16 protein-coding genes are annotated in these 21768 nt (G+C 64.3%); 8 read left to right on the top strand and 8 right to left on the bottom strand.

Translation table 11 applies throughout. From position 1 onward, the window contains the following. Positions 1 to 70 precede the first annotated feature (70 nt). Positions 71 to 370 carry a hypothetical protein gene (locus AC1ECK_RS33920; RefSeq protein ID WP_480327216.1) on the bottom strand — a complete coding sequence of 100 codons (300 nt, stop codon included), beginning with the start codon at positions 368 to 370 and terminating at the stop codon, positions 71 to 73. Between the two features lie 338 nt (positions 371 to 708). Between AC1ECK_RS33920 and AC1ECK_RS33915 the strand changes: the two genes are divergently transcribed. Genes AC1ECK_RS33915 through AC1ECK_RS33905 form a run of 3 tightly spaced genes read left to right on the top strand, consistent with a single transcriptional unit; the run spans position 709 to position 3618 of the window. Further along, complete coding sequence (locus AC1ECK_RS33915; RefSeq protein ID WP_480327214.1) at positions 709 to 1527, top strand: MipA/OmpV family protein; 819 nt, start codon at positions 709 to 711, stop codon at positions 1525 to 1527. Between the two features lie 10 nt (positions 1528 to 1537). Further along, positions 1538 to 2239 (top strand): response regulator transcription factor, encoded by a 702-nt coding sequence (locus tag AC1ECK_RS33910; RefSeq protein WP_480327212.1) that lies wholly within the window; start codon positions 1538 to 1540, stop codon positions 2237 to 2239. 23 nt (positions 2240 to 2262) lie between these two features. Continuing rightward, positions 2263 to 3618 (top strand): sensor histidine kinase, encoded by a 1356-nt coding sequence (locus AC1ECK_RS33905; protein ID WP_480327210.1) that lies wholly within the window; start codon positions 2263 to 2265, stop codon positions 3616 to 3618. Between the two features lie 31 nt (positions 3619 to 3649). Here AC1ECK_RS33905 and AC1ECK_RS33900 read toward each other — a convergent pair whose 3' ends face one another. From AC1ECK_RS33900 to AC1ECK_RS33870, 7 genes are all read right to left on the bottom strand, one after another. Beyond that, positions 3650 to 4981, bottom strand: coding sequence for a TAXI family TRAP transporter solute-binding subunit (locus AC1ECK_RS33900; RefSeq protein ID WP_480327208.1), 1332 nt, complete (start codon positions 4979 to 4981; stop codon positions 3650 to 3652). A gap of 240 nt (positions 4982 to 5221) precedes the next feature. Then, the gene (locus tag AC1ECK_RS33895; RefSeq protein ID WP_480327206.1) at positions 5222 to 5905 is read right to left on the bottom strand and encodes an OmpA family protein; all 684 of its coding nucleotides are present in this window, start codon (positions 5903 to 5905) and stop codon (positions 5222 to 5224) included. Between the two features lie 6 nt (positions 5906 to 5911). After that, a complete protein-coding gene (locus AC1ECK_RS33890; protein WP_480327204.1) occupies positions 5912 to 6676 on the bottom strand; it encodes a flagellar motor protein in 765 nt (254 codons plus the stop codon). 77 nt (positions 6677 to 6753) lie between these two features. Next, entirely contained in the window at positions 6754 to 7986 is a 1233-nt protein-coding gene (locus AC1ECK_RS33885) for a Crp/Fnr family transcriptional regulator (protein WP_480327202.1), read from the bottom strand. A gap of 535 nt (positions 7987 to 8521) precedes the next feature. Next, positions 8522 to 8887, bottom strand: a complete 366-nt coding sequence (locus AC1ECK_RS33880) for a hypothetical protein (protein ID WP_480327200.1) — start codon at positions 8885 to 8887, stop codon at positions 8522 to 8524. Positions 8888 to 9017: 130 nt separating this feature from the next. Then, positions 9018 to 9584, bottom strand: coding sequence for an acyloxyacyl hydrolase (locus AC1ECK_RS33875; RefSeq protein ID WP_480327198.1), 567 nt, complete (start codon positions 9582 to 9584; stop codon positions 9018 to 9020). A gap of 167 nt (positions 9585 to 9751) precedes the next feature. Then, positions 9752 to 11224 (bottom strand): MDR family MFS transporter, encoded by a 1473-nt coding sequence (locus tag AC1ECK_RS33870; RefSeq protein ID WP_480327196.1) that lies wholly within the window; start codon positions 11222 to 11224, stop codon positions 9752 to 9754. A 675-nt stretch (positions 11225 to 11899) separates the two neighbouring features. Between AC1ECK_RS33870 and AC1ECK_RS33865 the strand changes: the two genes are divergently transcribed. From AC1ECK_RS33865 to AC1ECK_RS33845, 5 genes are all read left to right on the top strand, one after another. Continuing rightward, positions 11900 to 12625 (top strand): type IV pili methyl-accepting chemotaxis transducer N-terminal domain-containing protein, encoded by a 726-nt coding sequence (locus AC1ECK_RS33865; protein WP_480327194.1) that lies wholly within the window; start codon positions 11900 to 11902, stop codon positions 12623 to 12625. Between the two features lie 24 nt (positions 12626 to 12649). After that, the gene (locus AC1ECK_RS33860) at positions 12650 to 14050 is read left to right on the top strand and encodes an MFS transporter (RefSeq protein WP_480327192.1); all 1401 of its coding nucleotides are present in this window, start codon (positions 12650 to 12652) and stop codon (positions 14048 to 14050) included. Between the two features lie 487 nt (positions 14051 to 14537). Beyond that, a complete protein-coding gene (gene nirB, locus AC1ECK_RS33855) occupies positions 14538 to 17081 on the top strand; it encodes a nitrite reductase large subunit NirB (protein WP_480327224.1) in 2544 nt (847 codons plus the stop codon). A gap of 10 nt (positions 17082 to 17091) precedes the next feature. Next, positions 17092 to 17481, top strand: coding sequence for a nitrite reductase small subunit NirD (nirD, locus tag AC1ECK_RS33850; protein ID WP_480327190.1), 390 nt, complete (start codon positions 17092 to 17094; stop codon positions 17479 to 17481). Between the two features lie 66 nt (positions 17482 to 17547). Beyond that, complete coding sequence (locus AC1ECK_RS33845) at positions 17548 to 21738, top strand: bifunctional nitrate reductase/sulfite reductase flavoprotein subunit alpha (protein WP_480327222.1); 4191 nt, start codon at positions 17548 to 17550, stop codon at positions 21736 to 21738. Positions 21739 to 21768: the final 30 nt, after the last annotated feature.

The raw sequence follows: 21768 nt of genomic DNA, 5'->3' as shown, positions 1-21768 counted from the left end.
GTGCCGCCCCGCACAGGGGCAACACTAATAGACCAATAACAAAGCAAGGAAAGGCCAAAAAACCCCATTATTACCAGCGCCGATGCGCATACCAATCATGCCGGGACCACCACCGCCGCCCATCCCAGTACTGCCCCCCATGCCACCCAACAACAAACCCAGCAGCAACAACCGGCACAACCACAGGCTGATAAGCAACAACAGGAGGAGGGGGCGGCGGCGGAGGCGCCACATAAACCGGCGCTGGAGCGACATAAACCGGCGCCGGCACGGCAAAATTCAGCCCGACGGACACCCCGGCATTGGCGAGCTGCGACGCGCCGAGAACAAGCGCCCCAAGCCCGAGACTCACGAACAGTTTGCTTTTCACGTTGACCTCCGTATAAGAGGAAGAGGGGAATGACGGCTTGACTCTAGCTCCGCCGAAACGACCTTGAGTTACGTAAGTGCAACAAAGTTGACGACTGAAATCCTGCCGCTCAAGCGTCGAATCACGCGCTGGCACACGCTGCCTGAAAGACACGCGCATCACACCCCACCACTTGCAACAAACGGTAATCAGAACCACCCTTTGCAACACGCCATGAAATGAGGGCCGAGGCAAAACCACCACGCGCCCGCCCCAGCAACGAACATTCGAGTAAGTAGCCAGTAAGTCTGCCGCCTCTAAAGTCGATGCCGCCTCATTCCATCCCTTTAGGAACGACAGTGAAAAGAACTTTTTGTCTCAGGTATCCTCTGTTGCTGAGCGTTGCGTCCATCCTCATCTATTCGGGCAGCGCATGGGCCGACGGCGTCAGCGACGCTCAAGCCGACGTGGACGATTCCGGTTTGACCATATTGAACAACGCCACCAATGTGACCCACTGGGGCCTGGGAGTGGGCGCCGGGGTCGAGGCGTCGCCATACAAAAGCGGCAAAACGAAATACACGCCGATTCCGCTGATCACTTTCGACAATAAATGGGTCCACGCGTTTGGCACGACAATCGACCTGAAAATCGGCAAGTGGGACAACGTGAGTGTTGCCTTGCGCGGCAGTTACGACATCGGCGATGGCTACAAAGGTTCCGACGCGCCGATCCTGAATGGCATGGAGAACCGCAACGGCGCGTTCTTGTACGGCCCCGCGCTCGCCTGGAAAAGCGCCTTCGGCACGCTGTCGGCCGACTATCTGCTCGGCGGCAACAAGGGCGAACGGGCCAAAATCGACTTCAGCAAATCGTTCGAGTTCGGCCAGTTCTCCGTCGAACCGTATGCCGGCGTCGAATGGCTAAGCAGCGACTATGTCAATTACTATTACGGCGTGCGGGCCTCGGAGGCGCGCGCAGGACGTCCCGAGTACACGGGCAAGGCGGCCTACGACACGTCGGTCGGTACGCGGGTCAACTACAACATCACGCGTCATCAGAAAGTGGTGCTGGACGTTGGCGTGTCGCACTTCTCGAGCGGCATCAGCGACAGCCCGATCGTCGGGCGGAGCTACATTCCTGCGGCAAGGCTCGCCTACATTTATCAATTCAATTGAGCATAGCGTCATGTCGCGAGTTGCCATTGTCGAAGACCACGAGCGCCTGGCCGAGATGGTACGTCAGGCGCTTGCGGACGCGGGAATCGAGGCCGATCTGTTCCACAGTCTCTCCGAGGCAGGATACGGCGTGAGCCGGGCCGAATACGCCGTGCTGATCGTCGATCGCGGCTTGCCGGATGGCGACGGACTCGCTTTTCTGCGCACGTTGCGCGCCGCGGGCCAGATGACGCCCTGTCTGATGCTGACCGCGCGCGATGCGTTGCACGATCGGGTGGACGGCCTCGAGAGCGGAGCCGACGACTACGTGACCAAGCCATTCGCCATGAGCGAACTGGTGGCGCGCGTGCGCACGCTGATGCGCCGGCCGGCAGCCCTGACAGCGCTGGTCGCCGTGTTTGCCGACCTCACCGTCGACCCGCAGCAACACGCAATGAGTTGCGCCACCGGCTCGGTGCCGCTCGCTCAGGCCGAACTGCAGATCATGCTGTGTCTGGTGAAGGCGGCCGGCCAGACGGTTCGGCATGCGGCACTCGAGCATGCCGCCTGGGGCCTTGGCGAGGCCGTCACGCCGAACGCGCTGGAGGTGACCGTGCACCGGCTGCGCAAGAAGCTGACGGCGGTGGGGACCACGATTCGTCTCGCCAACATCCGTGGCGCGGGCTTCGCGCTGCAAGTGCCGTCCGGGTTGACCGACACCCCGGCGCCCTGATGATCTGACGCAAAGGATTCGTCATGCTGAATCACTGGATCCGAAGTCTGTCCGCGCGCTTATGGGTGACCAGTATCGTCGCGCTGGCGCTCACCCTGACAGCGCTGGCGATGGCGGTCACCTACGCGTTCAGTTACTTCCCGGAGCAGACGCTAGGACGGCACGAACAGGTCGAACAGGCAAAGAAAGTCGCGGACGGTATCGTGCTTGACGGTGCGGGCCGTCCGGTCTCCGTCAAGCTGCTCGAGGCGCAAGCGTGGATTTTCAGTGCGGCGCCTACCGATCTGCGCTATCGGGTGCTCGACGAGCAGGGCCGTGTGTTGCTTGCGTCGGTCGAAGGGGCGGGCGATCAGCCGTGGGTGACCGATGCGCTTTCCAGCATCGTTCACAAGAGCGAGCGGGCGACGCTCGACGGCAGGCCGTTCTACGTCATGACGCTCAAGATCCGGCGTGGAGGGGCGCCTTTCTATGTGCAGACCGCGACGAGCAGACGCCTCATCGATGCGATGATCGGCTCGAAGGTGAAGTCGATACCGGCCACCGTCAGGACCATTACGATCATCGCGGCGATCGTTTTTGGGCTGACGTTGACGCTCACCTTGCATCGGGTACTGAAGCCGCTTAGGGACGCGTCGAGCGCCGCCGCACTGATCACGCCGCGCAATCTGACGACGCGGCTGTCGTTGCGAGGCGTGCCGAGCGAGATCAAGCCGTTGATCCATGCCTTCAACGAAGCGCTCGGCCGGCTCGAAAACGGCTTCACCGTGCAGCAGCAGTTTCTCGCCTCGGCGGCGCACGAACTGCAGACACCTCTGACCCTGGTTCGCGGTCAGATCGAGATGCAGTCGGACATCGGAGATAAAGATCTGCTGCTGCGCGAGATCGATCTGATGGCGCGGCAGGTGCGCCAGTTGCTGCATCTGGCCGAAGTCAGCGAAGCCCAGAATTTCACCTTTGGCGACGTGAACCCGCTCGAGGTGGCGCAGGACGTGCTGGCGTATCTCGGGCGCAAGGCCGATGCGAAGCGCGTCAAGCTTCAGTTGGATACCGCCGGTGCGCCTGCCTCGATGTGGGCGGACCGCAGCGCGCTGTTCATCCTGCTGAAGAATATCGTCGAAAACGCGCTCAACGTGTCGCCGCCGGACAGCGTCGTGTGGCTCGTCATCGGCGCCGTTTCGATCGAGGTCAGCGACGCGGGGCCCGGCATTCGCGAGGAGCACCTGCCGTTCCTGTTCAAGCGCTTCTGGCGCGCACCCGGCGCGAGACACGACGGCGCGGGTCTCGGGCTCGCCATCTGCAAGGAAATCGCGCTGGCGCACGAATGGCGCCTGACGGTCAGCAGTCTCGTCTCGGGAACCCGGTTTATCGTCTGGTTCTAGCCGCCGCGACGCGTCATGGCGGGCCGGCCTCTCAAGCCTGCTCAAGCCGTGAACGCACAAAGCCGACGTGTTCACGCAACACGTAGAACGCATCCGCATAAGCGAGGGGCATGCGCAGGCTGTTGAGCGCCTCTTCGATCTGATCCAGCTCCTGAAAGAGCGTCTGGCGCTGCGCGGGCGAGGGGGCTTTCAGCGCTTCGCGCTCGATCGCGATCAGCGAGCCGTAGTAGCGGTAGATGCGCGAGCGCACCCGCCAGCGGTACAGCGCCGGGACCAGCCGCAGGGCAGGGAACAGCAGCACCGCGACCGGCAGCAGCAGAACCAGCGTGCGGTCGCCGATGCTCGCCAGCCAGAACGGCAGATTGCGGTAAAGAAAGCTCTTGCCGCTCTTGTAGTAGCGTTGCGCGTCGTCGCTGACCGGATACTCGCGTGCCACCGGACTCGGGAACTGCCCCGCGTGCTGCAGCAAACCCGGCATGCCGTGGATCTCCTGGGCGGCTTCGATCAGCAGGTCGGAGATGGCGGGGTGCAGGTTGGTGCGCGCCACCAGTTCGACGGTCGGACTGATCAGGTGGACCGTGTCGGGCGGGATCTTGCGGCGCAGGTCGAGCACGCCGGGCGGCAGGTCGATTTCGTCCAGATAGGGAAAGAGCCGCGTATAGGCGCTGGCTTCCTCGAAATCCATCACCGAGATGCCGGGCACCCGCAAGAGCCGCAGCATCAGGGCGCGGGTGGCCGAATCGCCGTTCAGGATCGCGGCATCGGTCTGGCCCGCGACCAGCCTGGTGGCGGCTTGCAGCCCGTCGTCGGGCAGCAGCGTCGTGTCATGGCCCGGTTCGATGCCGTTCGCCTCCAGCAGCTTGAGCGCCAGCACCCGCGTGCCGCTGCCTTCGCGGCCAATGGCGATGCGCTTGCCTTCGAGCTGGGCGAGGCGCGTGATGCCGGTGCCGCGATAGAACACCACCACCGGGTCGTAGAACACGCTGCCGAGCGACATCAGCGAGGAGGTAGCCACGCCGTCGGCCACGCCGCCTTGCACGAGCGCAACGTCCACATGCTGTTTGGGATCCAGTAGCCTGTGCAGGTTCTGCATCGAGCCGTCCGATTCCAGCACCTTCAGCGTGATGCCGTTGCGCGCAAGAATCTTCTTGTACTCGTTGGCGGCCAGCAGGAACGAACTGTCGTGCGGACCGGCGCTCATCGTAATGGTGTGCGGCGGCGCCGGATCGACGAGCCACACGACCAGCGTGATCACCACCACCACGAACACGGCGATCGGCGCGAACGTCAAGGTCAGGTCGCGCAGGTCGGCATGGGAATGCTCGCCTTGAAACTGCGGCGGACGCGGGCGCGGGTGTCTCATCAAAGCTCCGTTCTTGTGGCGGGCATGGTTTGGCGGGCAAACGGCTTAGTGCGGCCTGCTCAGCGCAGCCTGTCCAGGGCAACCTGCTCAGTGCGGCCTGTCCAGTATCGTCTGCGCAGCCGGGCCTGTGCAACAGACAGCCGGAGCCAGGCTGGCCGCATCCATAGCGTAGCAGGACTGGCGTTCGTCTGAGGTTCGTCGGAGGCTTGGGCGCGGCGAATGCCGCGCCCGAGGAGGCGTTCAGTACTGGACGAGGATGGTCACGCGGCGATTGGCGGCGCGCGCCACGGCGTCGTCGCCGATCATCAGCGGGATATTGTCGGAGCGGCCGATCGCTGCAAGGCGATGCGGCTCGATGCCCCTGTCCACGAAGAATCGCACCACCGCACCGGCGCGTGCGGACGACAGCTCCCAGTTCGATTCGTACCTGGCGTTCGCAATCGGCGTGCTGTCGGTGTGTCCTTCCACCAGAATGTTGTGGGTCGAATAGTCCTTCAGGGCGGCCGCGAGCTGGTCGAGCACGGCAGTCGAATCCGGCAGCAGATGCGCATCGCCGGCGCGAAACAGGATCTTCGCGTTGATGCCGATTTCGACGCCGTCAGTCTGTTCGTCGATATTGATCTGCCCTTTGTCGCGCAGCGCCCTCAACAGCGCCAGCAGTTCGGCTTGCGACGCAAGCGGCGCGCCGCTCGCGGGGCTGCGCGTGGCGGGCGCGGCAGGCGCCTTGTCGTGCTTGACGCTGCGCGCGGCTTCCAGCAGCTTGATTTCGAGTTCGTGGTATTTCGCCAACTCGATCGCATACAGTGCCAGAAACAGCACCATCAGCGTGGTGACGAGGTCCGAGTAGGAGAGCAGCCAACGCTCGGGCCGCGCCTCCGCGTCGTCGTCGAGTTTCGGATTGGGCCGTTCGGATGCGAGCGCCATGGTGGACTACGCCAGCAGTTCTTTGGAGCGTTCGCGGACGTCGCCGGTGAGGCGCGTCTCGATGGTCTGCGGCGATTCCCTGCGCGAGATCGCGAGCAGGCCATCGAAATACAGTTTGCGGTAGCGCAATTCGCTATCCACCTGCGCCTTGATCTTGCCGTAGATCGGCAGGAACAGCACGTTGGCGAGCGCGAGGCCGTACAGCGTCGTTACGAACGCGACCGCCACACCCTGGCCGAGCTGCGCCGGCTCGAGGATGTGCCCCGTGACCTGGATCAGTCCCAGCACCGCGCCGAGAATGCCGAAGGTCGGCGCGTAGCCCCCGGCCTGCAGCCAGATGCGTGCGGCGGCCATGTGATTGCGTTCGTAGGCGTCCAGTTCGCGTTGCAGCGCGTCTTCGATGACGGCCGTGGCGACGCCGTTGGCGATCAGCTCGAGGCCGCGCTTGGCGAACGGATGAATCCCGGCCGGGTCGATCGACTCGAACGCGAGCATGCCGTTCAGCTTGGCCTTGTGGCCCCATTCGAGCAGGACCGAGAGGTTGTCCTGATCGACCGGTTTGGCGCTGACGAAGGCGAGCCGCAGTTGCCGCACGCCGTCGGAAAAGCGTCCCCAGGTGTTCTGAACCATCACGGCGCCGATCGTGCCGCCCAGCACGATGACGAGCGCTTCGAGCTGGAATAGCGAGGCAAAACGCCCGCCTTCCAGCGCAAAGCCCAGCACGATGGCTGCGACGCCGACCACCGCACCGCATAGCGTCAGGAAATCCATAAAAGACCTCGAAGATTCAGGTGAAGGACTGCGGGTTCGTGCGGTTCAAGGCTGAGGGTTGGCGCATGCTGCGCGTGCTACGGCTGGACCGGCGAGCCGACCGGAAGCGACGCATTCATCGACGGCGATTTGAGGCTCCTCACCAGGTCGATAAAACGCTGCTCGATCTCCGGAATCTCCAGCGGATCGACCTTGACGTCGCGCCGCATGATCCAGGAAATCTCGTTCTGGCGCGCCTGGCTCATCACCGACAGCAGCCGGTCGGCAATCGTGTGATCGGCCATTGCGGTGAGCAGCTTGGCGAGATCGTAGGTGTCGAACGCGCTGACCGCATCGAACAGCGTGCGCTGGTCGACGAACTCGAGGTCGGCGAGCGATTCGAACTCGTTTGCTGCGCGGATCTTGCGCTTCGAGAAATAGGCCGTGCCGTTTTCTTCGATGTAGTTCAACACCTTGGTCTTGCGGAACGCGAAGATATCCTCGGCGATTTCCGAGTGCGACAGCTTCTTGAGAATCAACTGCCGTTCGACGCCGATCAGCGCTTCGAGATCCGACAATTCGATCAGTTCGAGTTCGCCGGTAATCGCCAGGTCCAGATCGTGATCGGCCACCTGCTGGGCGCGCTCGGTGAGCCGTACCGGGTCGAAAGTGACCATGTGGCGGCCCAGCGCGCCCTCGTCGGAGGGCGAGCCTTTGCCGACGAATTCCGGGCGCCCGGCATCGAAGCTCACCAGATTGAGCTTCTCCATGCGCTTGAGCATGGCCATCACATGCAGGCGCGAATGCCCGGCGATCGCACGGCACTTCTTGATGACTTCCGCGAGCGGCACCGACACTTCCTCGTTTGACGGGCGGCGTGCCCGGCCGTCGCGGTTCTCGTTGCCGGCCATCAGCGCCAGCACGTGAGCGTAGGACAGCACGCCAGGCAGGAAGTCGGCATGCGTGTAGGTGGCGAGCAGATCGTCCTTGCGCTTGGTGCGGCGAATCAGCGTGCGCACCAGATGGCGCAGCAGCGGCGAGACGCGCTCCAGTTCCTGCTCGACGAGGTCGGTTTCGACGACCGTCAGGCGGCAGAAGGTCAGGGCCTTGGCGGTCGAGCCGCGCGGCTCGGACGGCAGCAACGCCGACTCGCCGAAGATTTCACCTTTGCCGAGGGTGGCGAGCACCACCCGTTTTTCGTCGCACTGCGTGGAGATTTCGACTTTGCCGTCTGCGATCACGTAGATGGCTGAGGTTCCGACGTACCCTTCCGAGTAGATGATTTCGCCCGGAGCGGCGGTCCGCGATCTTGACGAGTGTGGCTGATTCAATGTATTCCCCCGCGGAGTGTGTGGCCCTGCTCAAGCGGTCTTCTATGGACTCGCTTACCTTCGGCAAACTTTGCTGCCTCATACCAGTGGATAACGACGCTTTTACCGATCTCTTTAGCGCGGCGTGCTGGTTTATCTGCTCTTCCTGCCCTGTGGGCGGGGCTTGACGACACAACATCGCTGGTAGCGATGTGCAGCAGGCGCTTCAAATCGAAAGCGCAAACGTTTGGGCGGCCCGCTGCGCCTGGCGGGTTCGCCGAAGCGGCGGGTCAGGCAGGCAAGTGCTGGGGATCGGGAGCGGCTGGCGTAGCTAAAGGAAATGATTTCCCGTAGTGGGAATCATGTAGTCAGTATCCCTTAGCAAAACGCGGCGGCGGCAGATGGCTCGGGCGGAAGCTTCGGGGGAGGGGTTGAGCGGCGTGCGCAAGCCGCCGTCGGCCGGGCGCGCCCGACCTGTGCGTGGTGTGTGTCGCCGCGACGCTGCGCTACGTGAAAACCCTGGCGGGCTCGCCGCAGTCGCGCGATGGCGTGCGTTTCAGTCCGCGATGCGCTTGTCCGCCAAGGCGAGCTGGCAGTCGCTCAGCACTTGCAGAACGAGCCGCGCCTGGAAATCGAGGTCGTCTGTATCGAGTATCTCTTCGACCGCGTCGCGCGCCCACTCCGCTTCGACAAAGCGCGCGTGCCGCCCGGCGATCTCCAGCGCCAGCGCGGAGAGCTTGGCGACGCTTAGCCAGTCAGCTTCCCGTAAGTGACGGTCAAGCCACTTGTGGGCTGCCTGCACGTGGAACGAAGGTTCCGGCCAGGTCTCGTTGAGGTAATAGGCCCCGAGGCTCCCGCAGGTGAGCCAGCAAAGCAGTTCCACGCGATCGCGTGGGCTCAGATGGAGGCGTACATCACTCATGGCAACGCTCGCTACGATGAGTTGCGTTCGGTTCCCGACGGTGCGAGAACCGTCCTTTCATGCATCTCAACGATAGCACGCAGTGGCCCGAATCAGGAACACCTTGTGCTTGGACAGTGCGCGAGGGCGCTCAGAAGTTGTATTGCAGATAGATTTCACCGAAGTTGACGCCGGGGTTGGGGTCCTTGAGGCCGCCATTCGAGACATGCTGGAAGCGCAAACCGGCCTGGTATTGCTGGTGGCCGCCGAATTGCGCGCCCACGCCGACCATGTCGGCAAACTGGAATGACGACGACAGGGTGCGGTCTGCCGTTTCCCGCACATGGGACAGCATGCGCACGCCGGCGCCGGCTTCGATGTATGGGCGCAACCATCCCGAACTCTTGATGAAGCGCAGTACCGGCGTCAGGCCGAATTCCCAGATGTCCGGATGCGCCGCATTGGCTTCCTGAATGTCCCAATAGGCGATGTGCGCTTCTCCGACAACGGAAAAGTGATAACCGCCGATTTCCCACCAGCTCAGGCCAGGGTCCCAGACGAGGCCGAGATCCGCTTTTTTCACGTCATGATCGGCGATGCCGCCGCCCAATTGCACGCCGAACTGGTCGGCATGGGCACACGCTGAACCGATCGTTAGCGCGCAAAACACCAGAGAGTGAAGTATTTTTCCTTGCAGCGTTTTTTTATTCGATCGCATGGGAATTTTTTTGACGACGAAAGCGAGGCTTTGGCAGTCTAGCCGAGGCGCGGGAATCGTGCACTCTGGATGGCTTCGGGGCCTCCGGCGGCGTTGCACAATGTATCGAAGAGGGGAGTGGCTCAAGCTCCCCGGGTGGGTATGAGGCTGAGGGAGGACGCTCCCCCTCAGCTTGCCGACGCTGCCCGCGCGGGACCCAGCTTGATCGCCGGAACGAGCATCAGCGAGACCACCGTCAGCACCGAGATCACCAGGATCGACACGAAGGTCAGATGCAGCGACTGATGCAGCGCGAGCTTCACGGCCATGGTGCTCGCGGCATGTTGCTGGGTCGTGTCGAGAATCTGCTTGAGCTGATCCGCCGTCACGGCGCCGAGTCCGGACGAATGCGCGAGTCCGTAATTGAGCACCGCGCCGAACATCGCCGCGCCGAGCGTGCTGCCGAGGTTGCGGGAGAACAGATTCGATGCGGTGGCGCTGCCGCGCTCGGACGGCTGGACGATTTCCTGAATCAGGATCAGCGCACTGATGCTCGAAATCCCCATGCCGAAACCCATCACGAGCGAGCCGATGCCCGCGAACAGCGGGCTGCTCTGCGGGCCGAGCGTGGCGAAGAACAGCGCGCCCAGCGGCAGAAACACGCTGCCGCCGACCAGCGTGCGCCGCAAGCCGAGCCGGTGGAACGAGCGCGCGGCGAGCGTCGCGCCACTGGGCCAGCCCACCATCATCATCGTCAAGGCGAGGCCGGCCACCACCGGCGAGCGGCCCAGCACGCCCTGCACATACATCGGCAAAAAGCTCGTCAGTCCCATCAACGCCATGCCCGACAGCACGGTGGCGACATTGCACGAGGCAATGGGGCGATGCCCCCACAGCGCGAACGAGATCATCGGATCGGCGGCGCGGCGCTCCTGCACGACGAACAGCAGGCCGCAGACGACAAACAGCGCAAACTCGACGGCGACCAGCGCGTTGCTGGAACTGCCTACGTCGGTGAGGCCCATCATCAGCGCGCCGATCGACACGGTGAAGAGCGCGGCGCCGGCGATATCGATCGACGGCCGCTCGTGCTTTTCATGCTCGTGCAGAAACGCGATGAAGCCGGCCGCCGAGGCGAGGCCGATCGGAATGTTGATCCAGAAGATCCACGCCCACGACAGGTCGCGAATCAGCAAGCCGCCCGCCATCGGTCCGACCACCGCGGCAATCGCCCAGACGCTCGCGAGGTAACCCTGGATCTTGCCGCGTTCGCGCGCCGGATAGAGATCGCCGACGATGGTCAGGGTGACCGGCTGGATCGCCCCGGCGCCGACGCCCTGGATCAGGCGAAACACGATCATCGCCGGCATCGACCAGGCAAACCCGGCGAGCACCGAGCCGACCAGAAAAATGCCGATGCCGATCAGCACCACGGGTTTGCGGCCGTACAGGTCGGCGAGCTTGCCGAATACCACGGTCATCGCCGTCTGCGCGAGCAGAAACGACGAGAAAACCCAGCTGTATAGATGCAGGCCGCCGAGCTGCGTGACGATCTGCGGCATGGCCGTGGAGACGATGGTGGCCTCGATGGCGACCATCGCCATGGACGCCATGATGGCGGCGATGACGAGGGGGCGAACTGTCTTTGGATGGTGTGACATTGCTGTCGCTTTAGAAAGAGAGAGGCCGCGCGGCTTCTCGGAGCCGCTCGAACGTGGGGCAGGGATGAAGCCGCCGGCGCGGCCGGTTCGATGCCGGCCCGGTTTTTATCTCGCGCCGGACGTTGACGCTATGCAGCAAGTGCTTAAACGCGAATCCGGATGTTACCGCGTCATCGGCAATATTGCTGGCACGCTGCAAGCGAATCGGCGCCGGAGACGGTGCAATAACATGGTGCGACGCACCAGAAAATTGCACCAAGTCAATTCATGCCGCGCTGCAACGGCGCTTGCCACAACCCGCGCTGGGCGGCTGCGGCGATCCTGTTGGGCAGCACATGCGGGCTGAAACGGCTCGCGTAAAAACTCGGTGTTGCGAGGCGCCCAGCCTTATCCGGCCGGGTTCCGCCGCAATGCCGGGTGGATCGCCGGCGCTTCCCCACGCCGCCTCTGCGCTGTCTTTCGTCGTCACGTGGCATGGCTATTGCATTGCAATGCGCCGAGGCCAACGGCGGCCTCAACGTATCGAATCTTGAGGGGTTGCTCGTCGCAGCGACCCGCAGGGACAACGGCGTCCCGAGCACCTGGTGGCCATCCGAGCAATCGGAACGCGCCAGGTGCTCGGGACGCTTTTTTTTGCGCTTCATTTTCTGCCGTGCAGGGCGAATCACGTTGACGATGAAACAGCAGAGCCAAACGACTCCCGATGCCGTCTCCGGACAGATCATCGGCGAGCTTATCAACCTGTCGGGGCGGCAGCGGATGCTGTCGCAGCGCATCGTCCTGCACGCGCTGCTTGCCGCGCAGGGCGATAGCGCCGCGCTCACCGTGCTGCGCGAGTGTCTCGCCAGCTTCGAACAGGCGCACGCGGATCTGGTGGGCGGTAACGGGCATTTGCCCGGCGTGTTTTCCGCGGCGCTGCGCGAGGTCTATTTCGGCAGCCGCAAGGCCGACGAGCGCATCCAGCAATTCATCGCCCTCGCGGCCCGCGCGGTGCCCAGCATCGAGGCGAGCAGCGGCGAGCCGCCTGCCGAGGTCGAGGCGCTGGTCGCCCAGGCCACGCCGCTGCTCGAACTGCTGCAGGAAATCACGCTCGCGTATCAGCACGAGATGCGCGGCATCGAGGCCGCCGGGCGCAAGCGGCAGGTCGAGATCGCCGAGCAGCTCGGCAGCATTTCCATGCAGGCCAATATCGTCGCGCTCAACGCCCGCATCTCGGCGGCGCGCGCCGGGCATCACGGCCGCGAGTTCGCGGTGATCACCACCGTGCTCGCCGACATCATCAAGGAGATGGACGCGTTGATTCATCGCGTCGTCGACCCGAGCGGCGCGAGCGATATCGCGCCGCGCCCCGGTCGTCCCATTCAAGGTCGGCAATGGCATGCCGATCCAGCTCTTCAATAGTTTTTACCCTGCGAGAGAAGACCCATGAAGCATCTATTGAATTCGCTGAAAAGCGGCAACTGGCGCGCGTTGCTGGCGTGCTTCCTGTACTTCGATACCGGGTTTACCGTGTGGGTGATGTTCGGCCCGCTGGCCCCGTTCATCCACAAGGACATCGCGATGTCGCCGGCCGAGCTCGGCTTCCTCGTCGCCGTGCCGGTGCTGGGCGCGGCCATTCTGCGGGTGACGCTCGGCAATCTGTACCAGGCCTACGACGGCCGGCGCATTGCCTTGCTCGGCGTGGCGCTCTCGGCGATACCTTCAGTTGTCCTGCTGTTGTCTCCGGTCGCGCCGTCCTATGTGACGCTGCTGGTGCTCGGCGTGTTTCTCGGGGTGGGCGGCGCCAGTTTCGCCGTGGCCTTGCCGATGGCCGGCAGCAACTATCCGCCCAAGGTGCAGGGCCTCGTGCTCGGTCTCGCCGCCGCGGGCAACATCGGTGCGGTGCTTGACGGCTTCATGTTCCCCAGTATCGCGGACCACTTCGGCTGGGCCAAAGCCGCGGGCGCCGCGTTGCCGCTGCTGGCGCTGGCCGCGGTTGCGCTGTTCTTCTGGGCCAACGACCTCGGGCCGAAATCGGGCAGTGCGCCGCGCGCCTTGCGCAGTTTCTGCATCACGCTCGCCGGCTTGATCGGCCTCGTGCTGGCCGTGCATGCGGGCGTCTTCGGCGGTGGCAAGACCGGTGTGCTGCTGTTGCCGGTGCTCGGCGCGCTGCTCGCCATCGCCGTGCTGCCGAAACACTATCGCAGCGTGCTGGCGGAAAGCGATACATGGGTCGTGATGCTGGTCTACAGCATCACGTTTGGCGGCTTCGTCGGCATGTCCTCGTATGTGACGACGCTGCTGGTTTCGCTGTATCAGTTGCCGAAGCTCGAAGCGGGCCTCTTCATGTCGCTGCTCGCCTTTATCGGCGCGCTGGTGCGGCCGGTCGGCGGTCTGATCGCCGACCGCATCTCCGGGGTGCGGGCGCTGGTGTTGCTGCTTGCCGGGATCTCGCTGTGCGACTTCGCGTTTGCCGCATGGATGCCGCCGTTGCCGGCCGGCATTGCGCTGCTGGTGGCGACCTACCTGTGCTTCGGACTCGGCAACGGCGCAACCTTCCAGCTCGTGCCGCAACGCTGGAAAGGCAAGACCGGCCTGATGTCGGGCATCATCGGCGCGGCCGGCGGCATCGGCGGATTCTATTTGCCTGTGATCATGGGCATGGCCAAGGAAAGCACCGGCAGCTATCAGATGGGCTTCGCAACGTTCGGTGTGCTGTCGGCGCTTGCCTTTGCACTGGTGGTGCTGCATCGCGCCCGCTGGCTCAAGTGGGCGCTGCATGCCGAGCCGCTGGTGGTGGCGCATCCGATCCAGGCTGCAGGCGTGACAGTTGATAGCGGAGTGTGATCTGGAGGGGCGGTGTGCTGCCGCTAGCGCGAACTTGTGCGCCGGCTTCTTTGCCGCGCACTACGTAAGAGGCCGTGGCTACACCCGATGACGTCGGTGCGGGGTCCGCAGGATTAGCGGAAAACGGCGCGGCTTGCACTAGGCGTGTTGCACGGATGCTGTGCTGCGCCGCACCACCGTTGTGCTCTGCCGCATCAAAATGCATCGCTGCGTGACGCGCCGCAAACGCGCGTCAATCCTGCGAAGCCCGCGGTATGGGCCACTGCGGAAGAAATCACGCATGGCACAGCCTTTGCGTATTAACGCCAGCCGGATCAACGACGATCCGGCCAGCATTGCAGCAAAAGTCACTCCTTAGATCACGGGCTTTTGGACAACGGCGTCCCCCGAATTCAGTCTCGACACGACTGGATCCGCGGGACGCCTTTTTATTTGCCGGACGAAAATCATGTCGCGAATCGAGCTGGAAATGGATGAAACCCCTGTGATGAACGTTGTCGTGATCGGTCACGGGATGGTGGGGCACAAGCTGCTCGAATGTCTGGTGGACGAAGCGGGGTCCGCGCTGCATGTCACCGTACTGTGCGAAGAGCCGCGTCCGGCTTACGACCGCGTCCACCTCTCCGAATTCTTTTCCGGCAAGTCCGCCGAAGACCTGTCGCTCGTCAAGCCAGGCTTCTTCGAGCGCGAGAACCTGCTGCTCAAGCTTGACGCGAAGGCCGTGGCGATCGACCGTGCCGCGCGCACCGTGAGCATCTCGACCGGCGAAACGCTTTCGTACGACAAGCTGGTGCTCGCCACCGGCTCGACGCCGTTCGTGCCGCCGATCGCAGGCAACGATCGTCAGGACTGCTTTGTCTATCGCACCATCGAGGATCTCGAAGCCATGCTGGCCTGCGGCGCGCAGGCCAAAACCGGGGTGGTGGTAGGCGGCGGCCTGCTGGGGCTCGAATGCGCGAAGGCGCTGCGCGACATGGGGCTTGAGGCACATGTGGTCGAGTTCGCACCGCGCCTGATGGCGGTGCAGATCGACGAAGGCGGCGGGCGGGTACTGCGCAGCAAGATCGAGGAACTGGGCGTGCAGGTCCACACCGGCAAGCAGACGCTGGCGATCGTCGACGGCGAGACCGGTACGCACCGCATGCAGTTCGCCGACGGCACGCATCTCGACACCGACATGATCGTGTTTTCCGCCGGCATCCGGCCGCGCGACGAGATGGCGCGCGCCTGCGGACTGGAACTGGGGCCGCGCGGCGGCATTGCGATCGACGCGGCTTGCCGCACCAGCGACCCCGACATCTATGCAATCGGCGAGTGCGCGGCGTGGAACGGCATGGTGTATGGCCTGGTCGCGCCCGGCTACGAGATGGCGCGCATCGCAGCGAAACAGTTGCTCGGTGCGGACGCCGACTTCGCCGGTGCGGATATGAGCACCAAGCTCAAGCTGATGGGTGTCGACGTGGCAAGCATCGGCGATGCGCATGGCAAGACGCCGGGCAGCCGCTCGTATCAGTTCAGCGACGAGCGCAAGCAGGTCTACAAGAAGCTGGTGGTGTCCGAATGCGGCAAGCAACTGCTCGGCGCGGTGATGGTGGGCGACGCCGCCGAATACGGCACGCTGCTGCAGATGATGCTGAACCGCATCGAGTTGCCCGAGGCGCCGGAATTCCTGATCCTGCCGTCGAGCGACGGCAAGGCCAAGCCGGGGCTCGGCGTCGACGCGCTGCCCGACGGCGCGCAGATCTGCTCCTGCAATAACGTTTCCAAAGGGCAGATCTGCGCGGCGGTCGGCGCCGGGGCGACCAGCATCGGCGCGTTGAAGAGCGCGACCTGCGCGGGCACCTCATGCGGCGGCTGCGTGCCGCTCGTCACCCAGGTGATGAAGGCGGAAATGAAAAAGCAGGGCCTCGCAGTGAACAACCATGTCTGCGAGCATTTCCCGTACTCGCGCCAGGAACTGCATCACATCGTGCGCGTCGAGCGCATCAAGACCTTCGACGCGCTGCTCGAAAAGCACGGCCACGGCCTTGGCTGCGATATCTGCAAGCCTGCTGTCGCCAGCATCCTCGCCTCCTACTGGAACGAATTCGTGCTGAAGAAGGAGCACGCGAGCCTGCAGGATTCGAACGACTACTACCTCGCCAACATCCAGCGCGACGGCACCTATTCGGTGGTGCCGCGCATGCCGGGCGGCGAGGTCACGCCGGAAGGCCTGATCGCCGTGGGCCAGGTGGCGAAGAAATATGGCCTGTATACGAAGATCACCGGTGGCCAGCGCGTCGACCTGTTCGGCGCGCGTGTCGATCAGTTGCCGCCGATCTGGGAAGAACTGATCGCGGCCGGTTTCGAATCGGGCCATGCCTACGGCAAGTCCTTGCGCACCGTGAAGTCGTGCGTGGGTTCGACGTGGTGCCGCTATGGCGTCGGCGATTCGGTCGGGCTCGCCGTCGCTCTCGAGAATCGCTACAAGGGCCTGCGCTCGCCGCACAAGATCAAGTTCGGCGTATCGGGCTGCACCCGCGAGTGTGCCGAAGCGCAAGGCAAGGACGTCGGCGTCATCGCCACGGAGAAGGGCTGGAATCTCTACGTGTGCGGCAACGGCGGCATGAAGCCGCGCCATGCCGAACTGCTGGCGGCGGATCTCGACCGCGAGACGCTGGTGCGCTACATCGACCGGTTCCTGATGTTCTACGTGCGCACCGCCGACCGGCTGCAGCGCACCAGCGTGTGGCGCGACAACCTCGAAGGCGGTCTGGAGTACCTGGTCGACGTGGTCGTGCACGACAAGCTGGGACTGGCCGCCGAGCTGGAAGCCGAAATGCGCAATGTGATCGACACGTACGAGTGCGAGTGGAAGAGGGCCGTGACCGACCCCGAGACGCGCAAGCGCTTCCGCCATTTCGTCAACAGCGATCAGCCCGATGCAAACGTGACCTTCGTCGAGGAACGCGGCCAGATTCGTCCCGCGACGCCCGAGGAGCGCGCTTCGGCCAAACCGTTCCCGGTACCCGTGGTTGCAGAGACCATTTAAGGAGATCGATATGCAAAGTGAGCAAGCCATCATCGAACGCGAGTCATCCAGCGTGAACGAACAACCCGATCTGCATCAATGGGTGCCGGTCTGTGCGCTCGACGACATCGTGCCGAATACCGGCGTCTGCGCTCTCGTCGAGGGCAAGCAGGTGGCCGTGTTCAAGGTGGGGCGCGGCGAGGGTGGCGTGTACGCCATCGATAACTACGATCCCAACTCGCAGGCCGCCGTGCTTTCGCGCGGGCTGATCGGCAGTCTTGGCGAGCGCATCGTGGTGGCCTCGCCGATCTACAAGCAGCATTTCGATCTGCGCACCGGCGAGTGCCTCGAAGCGCCCGAGCATTCGGTCAGCGCGTTCGCCGCGCAGGTCAAGGACGGCCAGGTATGGGTCGCGGTATGAGCGTGCCCGAGAGCGCCCGGCAACGCTTGAGAAGACATCGCAAGGCATGAGAAGGTCGATCACATGATGAGCAGCGCCAGCGTCAAGACGGTGTGCCCCTACTGCGGCGTCGGCTGCGGCATGGTGCTGCAAGTGGAGGGCGGCCAGGTCGTCAAGATTGCCGGCGACCGCGAACACCCGACAAACTTCGGCCGCCTGTGCACCAAGGGCTCCTCGGCTCATGTCGCTCTGCGCAAGTCGGGCCGGCTCGAATCGGCCTTCGAGCGGCGCGACCGCCATAGCGACCCGGTGCCCGTGCCGGTCGATCAGGCGATCGCCGACACCGGCCGCCGTCTGCGCGCGCTGCTCGACACGCATGGTCCCAATGCGCTGGCCTTCTATGTGTCGGGGCAGATGTCGATCGAGGCGCAGTACCTCGCCAACAAGCTCGCCAAGGGCTTCGTCGGCACCAACCAGATCGAATCGAATTCGCGGCTGTGCATGGCGAGTGCCGGCAGCGGCTATAAGCTGTCGCTGGGCGCCGATGGTCCGCCGGGCTCGTATCAGGACTTCGACAAGGCCGATCTGTTCTTTGTGATCGGCGCCAATATGGCCGACTGCCATCCGATCCTGTATCTGCGCATGATGGACCGGGTCAAAGCCGGCGCGAAGCTGATCGTGGTCGATCCGCGCCGCACCACGACCGCGGACAAGGCGAGTCTGTACATGCAGATCAAGCCGGGCACCGACCTCGCGCTGCTCAACGGCCTGCTGCATCTGTTGCACCGTAACGGCCACACGGACCCCGCCTTCATCGCGGCCGCCACCGAGGGCTGGGACGAGATGCCGGCCTTCCTCGAAGACTATGCGCCGCACAAGGTAGCCGCGCTCACGGGCATTGCCGAGGCGGATATCCGCATGGCCGCGCAATGGATCGGCGAGGCGCCGGAATGGATGAGTTGCTGGACCATGGGCCTGAACCAGAGCACGCACGGCACGTGGAATACCAACGCAATCTGCAACCTGCACCTGGCGACAGGCAAGATCTGCCGCCCCGGCAGCGGACCGTTTTCGCTGACCGGCCAGCCGAACGCGATGGGCGGCCGCGAGATGGGCTACATGGGGCCGGGTTTGCCGGGCCAGCGCTCGGTGCTGGTGGAGGAAGACCGCGCCTTCGTCGAAGACTTGTGGCGCATCGCGCCTGGCACCTTGCAAGCGGAAGTAGGCAACGGGACCATCGATATGTTCTCGCGCATGGCGGCGGGCGACATCAAGGCCTGCTGGATCATCTGCACCAATCCGGTGGCGAGCGTCGCCAACCGGCAGAACGTGATCGCCGCGCTGCAGGCCGCGGAACTGGTGATCGCCCAGGACGCGTTTCTCGACACCGAGACCAATCGCTACGCCGACGTGCTCCTGCCCGGTGCGCTGTGGGCCGAGGCGGAAGGCGTGATGATCAACTCGGAGCGCAACCTGACGCTCATGCAAAAGGCCATCGAGCCGCCCGGCGACGCTTTGCCGGACTGGCAGATCATCGCGCGGGTGGCGTGCGCCATGGGCTTTGCCGAGGCGTTCAGCTATGCCTCGGCAGACGAAGTCTTCGCGGAGATCACGCGCGCGTCGAACTCGAAGACGGGCTACGACCTGCGCGGCGCCAGTCACGCGCGCTTGCGCGAGACGCCGTTGCAATGGCCTTGTGCGCCCGATGCGCCGCACGAGCGCAATCCGCTGCGCTATGTGAACGACGGCGTCAGTCAGACGCTCAAGGAACTGCCCGATGGAAGCCGGCCGGCGCTGGCGTTTCCGACCGCAAGCGGCAAGGCCGTGTTTTTCGCGCGGCCCCATGTCGAGCCGGCGGAAATGCCGGTGCCGGAATTTCCGATCGTGCTCAATACCGGCCGCTTGCAGCATCAATGGCACACCATGACGAAAACCGGCAAGGTGGCGATGCTGAACAAGCTCAACCCCAAGCCGTTCGTGGAGATTCACCCGGAGGATGCGGCCGCGCTCGGCATCGAGGCCAGGGACCGCGTCGAAGTGCGCTCGCGGCGCGGCCGTGCGGTTCTGCCCGCGGTCGTGACCGATCGCGTGCGCGCCGGTTCATGTTTTGCGCCGATGCACTGGAACGATGTGTTCGGCGAGGATCTCTGCATCAATGCCGTGACCAACGATGCGGTGGATCCGATCTCGCAACAACCGGAACTGAAGTTCTGCGCCGTGGCGTTGAGCCGGGTCGAGTCCGAATCCGAGACCGCACCGGACGACGCCGAGGCCATGACGTCCGGTTCCGACAACACGGCGCCACTGCTTGCGGCCGGCGCCGGCCCGCTCAAGGAAAGGGACATGTCTCGCATCGATGCCCTCGTCACGCTGCTCGGCGTACCCGAGATGCCCGCACCGTCGCTCGACGACGCCCAGCGGGCCTACGTGTCCGGCTTCATCAACGGCCTGCGTTCGAGCGCCGCCGCGCAACTGGACGGCGTGCCGGTACTGCCCGCCGGCGCGCCACTGCCGCCCGCCACCAGGCTCTGGTTCAATGGCGTGCTGGCCGGGCTCTATAGCCGGGCCGATGGGGCGAGCGTCGCACCGGGCGTCGACGCGGCAGGACCGCGCGAGGCGGCCGGCACTGCGGGCGCGGTACGGATTGCGCGCGCCCGGCCGAAAGTGCTGCTGCTGTGGGCGTCGCAGACCGGCAACATCGAGTCGCTGACCGAGGACTATGCGACGCAACTGATGGAGTCCGGCTTCGAGATTCGCACCTGCTGCATGGCGGATTACGACGTGACGGCGCTGGCGAAGGCTCAGTATGTGTTACTGATGTCGAGCACTTTCGGCGACGGCGACGCGCCCGACAACGGCGAGCGTTTCTGGAGTGCGCTGAAGGCCGACGGTGCGCCGCGCCTCGACGGCGTGCGCTACGCGGTGCTGGCGTTCGGCGACCGCAACTACGACCAGTTCTGCGGGCATGGCAGCAATCTGGACCGACGCATGGCCGAGCAGGGCGCGTTGCGCCTGCTGCCGCGAGTCGATTGCGATACCGAGTTTCAAGCCACCGCCGATGCCTGGCTCGAGCGCGTCGTCGCCCGTATCAAGGAAGAAGATGCGGCACTCCATGAGGTTGCGCCGGACGGCATGATCCCCGCGGTCCTGCCGGGCGTCGTGCCCAGCAAGGCGCATCCTGCTGCGTCGCGGCTCGTGAAGAACCTGCGGCTCAACAAGCAGGGTGCTGCGAAGGACACGCGTTATTTCTCGCTCTCGACCGCGGACTCCGGGCTCGAGTACGAGGTAGGCGATGCGCTCGGCGTGTGGCCGAGCAACTGCCCGGAACTGGTCGACGAGCTGATCGGCTTGAGCGGACTCGCGGCAGATACGGCGGTGAGCGTCAGCGGCATCGGCGAGATGCGGCTTGCCGATGCCTTGGCGAGGCACTTCGAAATTGCCCGCCCGAGTGCCGAAGCGCTTGCCTTCATCGCCTCACGCAGCCGTGACGGCGCCCTCGGGGCGTTGCTGGCCGACGAGCGCAAGGCAGATCTGAAGCAGTGGTTGTGGGGACAGCAGTTGGCGGACGTGCTGCACGAGTTCCCCGTGACGCTTACCGCGCCGGAGTTGCTCGGCATGCTCAAGCGCCTGCAGCCGCGTCTGTATTCGATTGCCTCCAGCCCCAAGGCGCATCCGGGCGAAGTGCATCTGACGGTGTCGGCGGTGCGCTACAACAACGGCCGGCGTCATCGCAAGGGCGTTTCCTCGACCTTCCTCGCGGATCGCGCCGGGGAGGCGAGCGTGCCGGTGTACGTGCAAAAGTCTGCGCATTTCCGGCCGCCGCGCAACGGCGACACGCCGATGATCATGGTCGGGCCGGGCACGGGCGTCGCGCCGTTTCGCGGCTTTCTGCATGAACGGCTTTCACGCGGCGACGCGGGACGCAACTGGCTGTTCTTCGGCGAGCAGCATGCGGCGACGGACTTCTACTACGGCGACGAACTGGAGACGATGCGCGCCAAGGGCTTGCTGACCCGGCTCGATCTGGCCTTCTCGCGCGATCAGGCCGAGAAGATCTACGTGCAGGACCGCATGCTTGAACACGGCGCGCAATTGTGGGCGTGGCTCGACGCAGGAGCGCACTTCTATGTATGCGGTGACGCCAGCAGGATGGCGAAAGACGTCGATGCGGCCTTGAAAGCGGTGGTGGCTAGCCACGGAGGCATGAGCGACGAGAAGGCGCAGGAATACGTGAGCGGGTTGGCGCGCGACAAGCGTTATGTGCGGGATGTTTATTGAGGTATGGGGTTTGCTGCGTGCGGCACGCCG

The sequence above is a fragment of the Paraburkholderia sp. SSBN10T genome (assembly GCF_056619545.1).
Note: the sequence above shows the minus strand (reverse complement) of the source record. Positions and strands in the feature narration are given on the sequence as shown.

What these genes read in the sequence shown, in the direction of transcription:
- AC1ECK_RS33895 (WP_480327206.1), bottom strand. Translation starts at nt 5,905, where the DNA reads ATGGCGCTCGCATCCGAACGGCCCAATCCGAAACTCGACGACGACGCG.
- AC1ECK_RS33870 (WP_480327196.1), bottom strand. Translation starts at nt 11,224, where the DNA reads ATGTCACACCATCCAAAGACAGTTCGCCCCCTCGTCATCGCCGCCATC.
- nirD (WP_480327190.1), top strand. Translation starts at nt 17,092, where the DNA reads ATGCAAAGTGAGCAAGCCATCATCGAACGCGAGTCATCCAGCGTGAAC.
- AC1ECK_RS33860 (WP_480327192.1), top strand. Translation starts at nt 12,650, where the DNA reads ATGAAGCATCTATTGAATTCGCTGAAAAGCGGCAACTGGCGCGCGTTG.
- AC1ECK_RS33910 (WP_480327212.1), top strand. Translation starts at nt 1,538, where the DNA reads ATGTCGCGAGTTGCCATTGTCGAAGACCACGAGCGCCTGGCCGAGATG.
- AC1ECK_RS33890 (WP_480327204.1), bottom strand. Translation starts at nt 6,676, where the DNA reads ATGGATTTCCTGACGCTATGCGGTGCGGTGGTCGGCGTCGCAGCCATC.
- AC1ECK_RS33905 (WP_480327210.1), top strand. Translation starts at nt 2,263, where the DNA reads ATGCTGAATCACTGGATCCGAAGTCTGTCCGCGCGCTTATGGGTGACC.
- AC1ECK_RS33845 (WP_480327222.1), top strand. Translation starts at nt 17,548, where the DNA reads ATGAGCAGCGCCAGCGTCAAGACGGTGTGCCCCTACTGCGGCGTCGGC.
- AC1ECK_RS33880 (WP_480327200.1), bottom strand. Translation starts at nt 8,887, where the DNA reads ATGAGTGATGTACGCCTCCATCTGAGCCCACGCGATCGCGTGGAACTG.
- AC1ECK_RS33875 (WP_480327198.1), bottom strand. Translation starts at nt 9,584, where the DNA reads ATGCGATCGAATAAAAAAACGCTGCAAGGAAAAATACTTCACTCTCTG.
- nirB (WP_480327224.1), top strand. Translation starts at nt 14,538, where the DNA reads ATGAACGTTGTCGTGATCGGTCACGGGATGGTGGGGCACAAGCTGCTC.
- AC1ECK_RS33900 (WP_480327208.1), bottom strand. Translation starts at nt 4,981, where the DNA reads ATGAGACACCCGCGCCCGCGTCCGCCGCAGTTTCAAGGCGAGCATTCC.
- AC1ECK_RS33865 (WP_480327194.1), top strand. Translation starts at nt 11,900, where the DNA reads ATGAAACAGCAGAGCCAAACGACTCCCGATGCCGTCTCCGGACAGATC.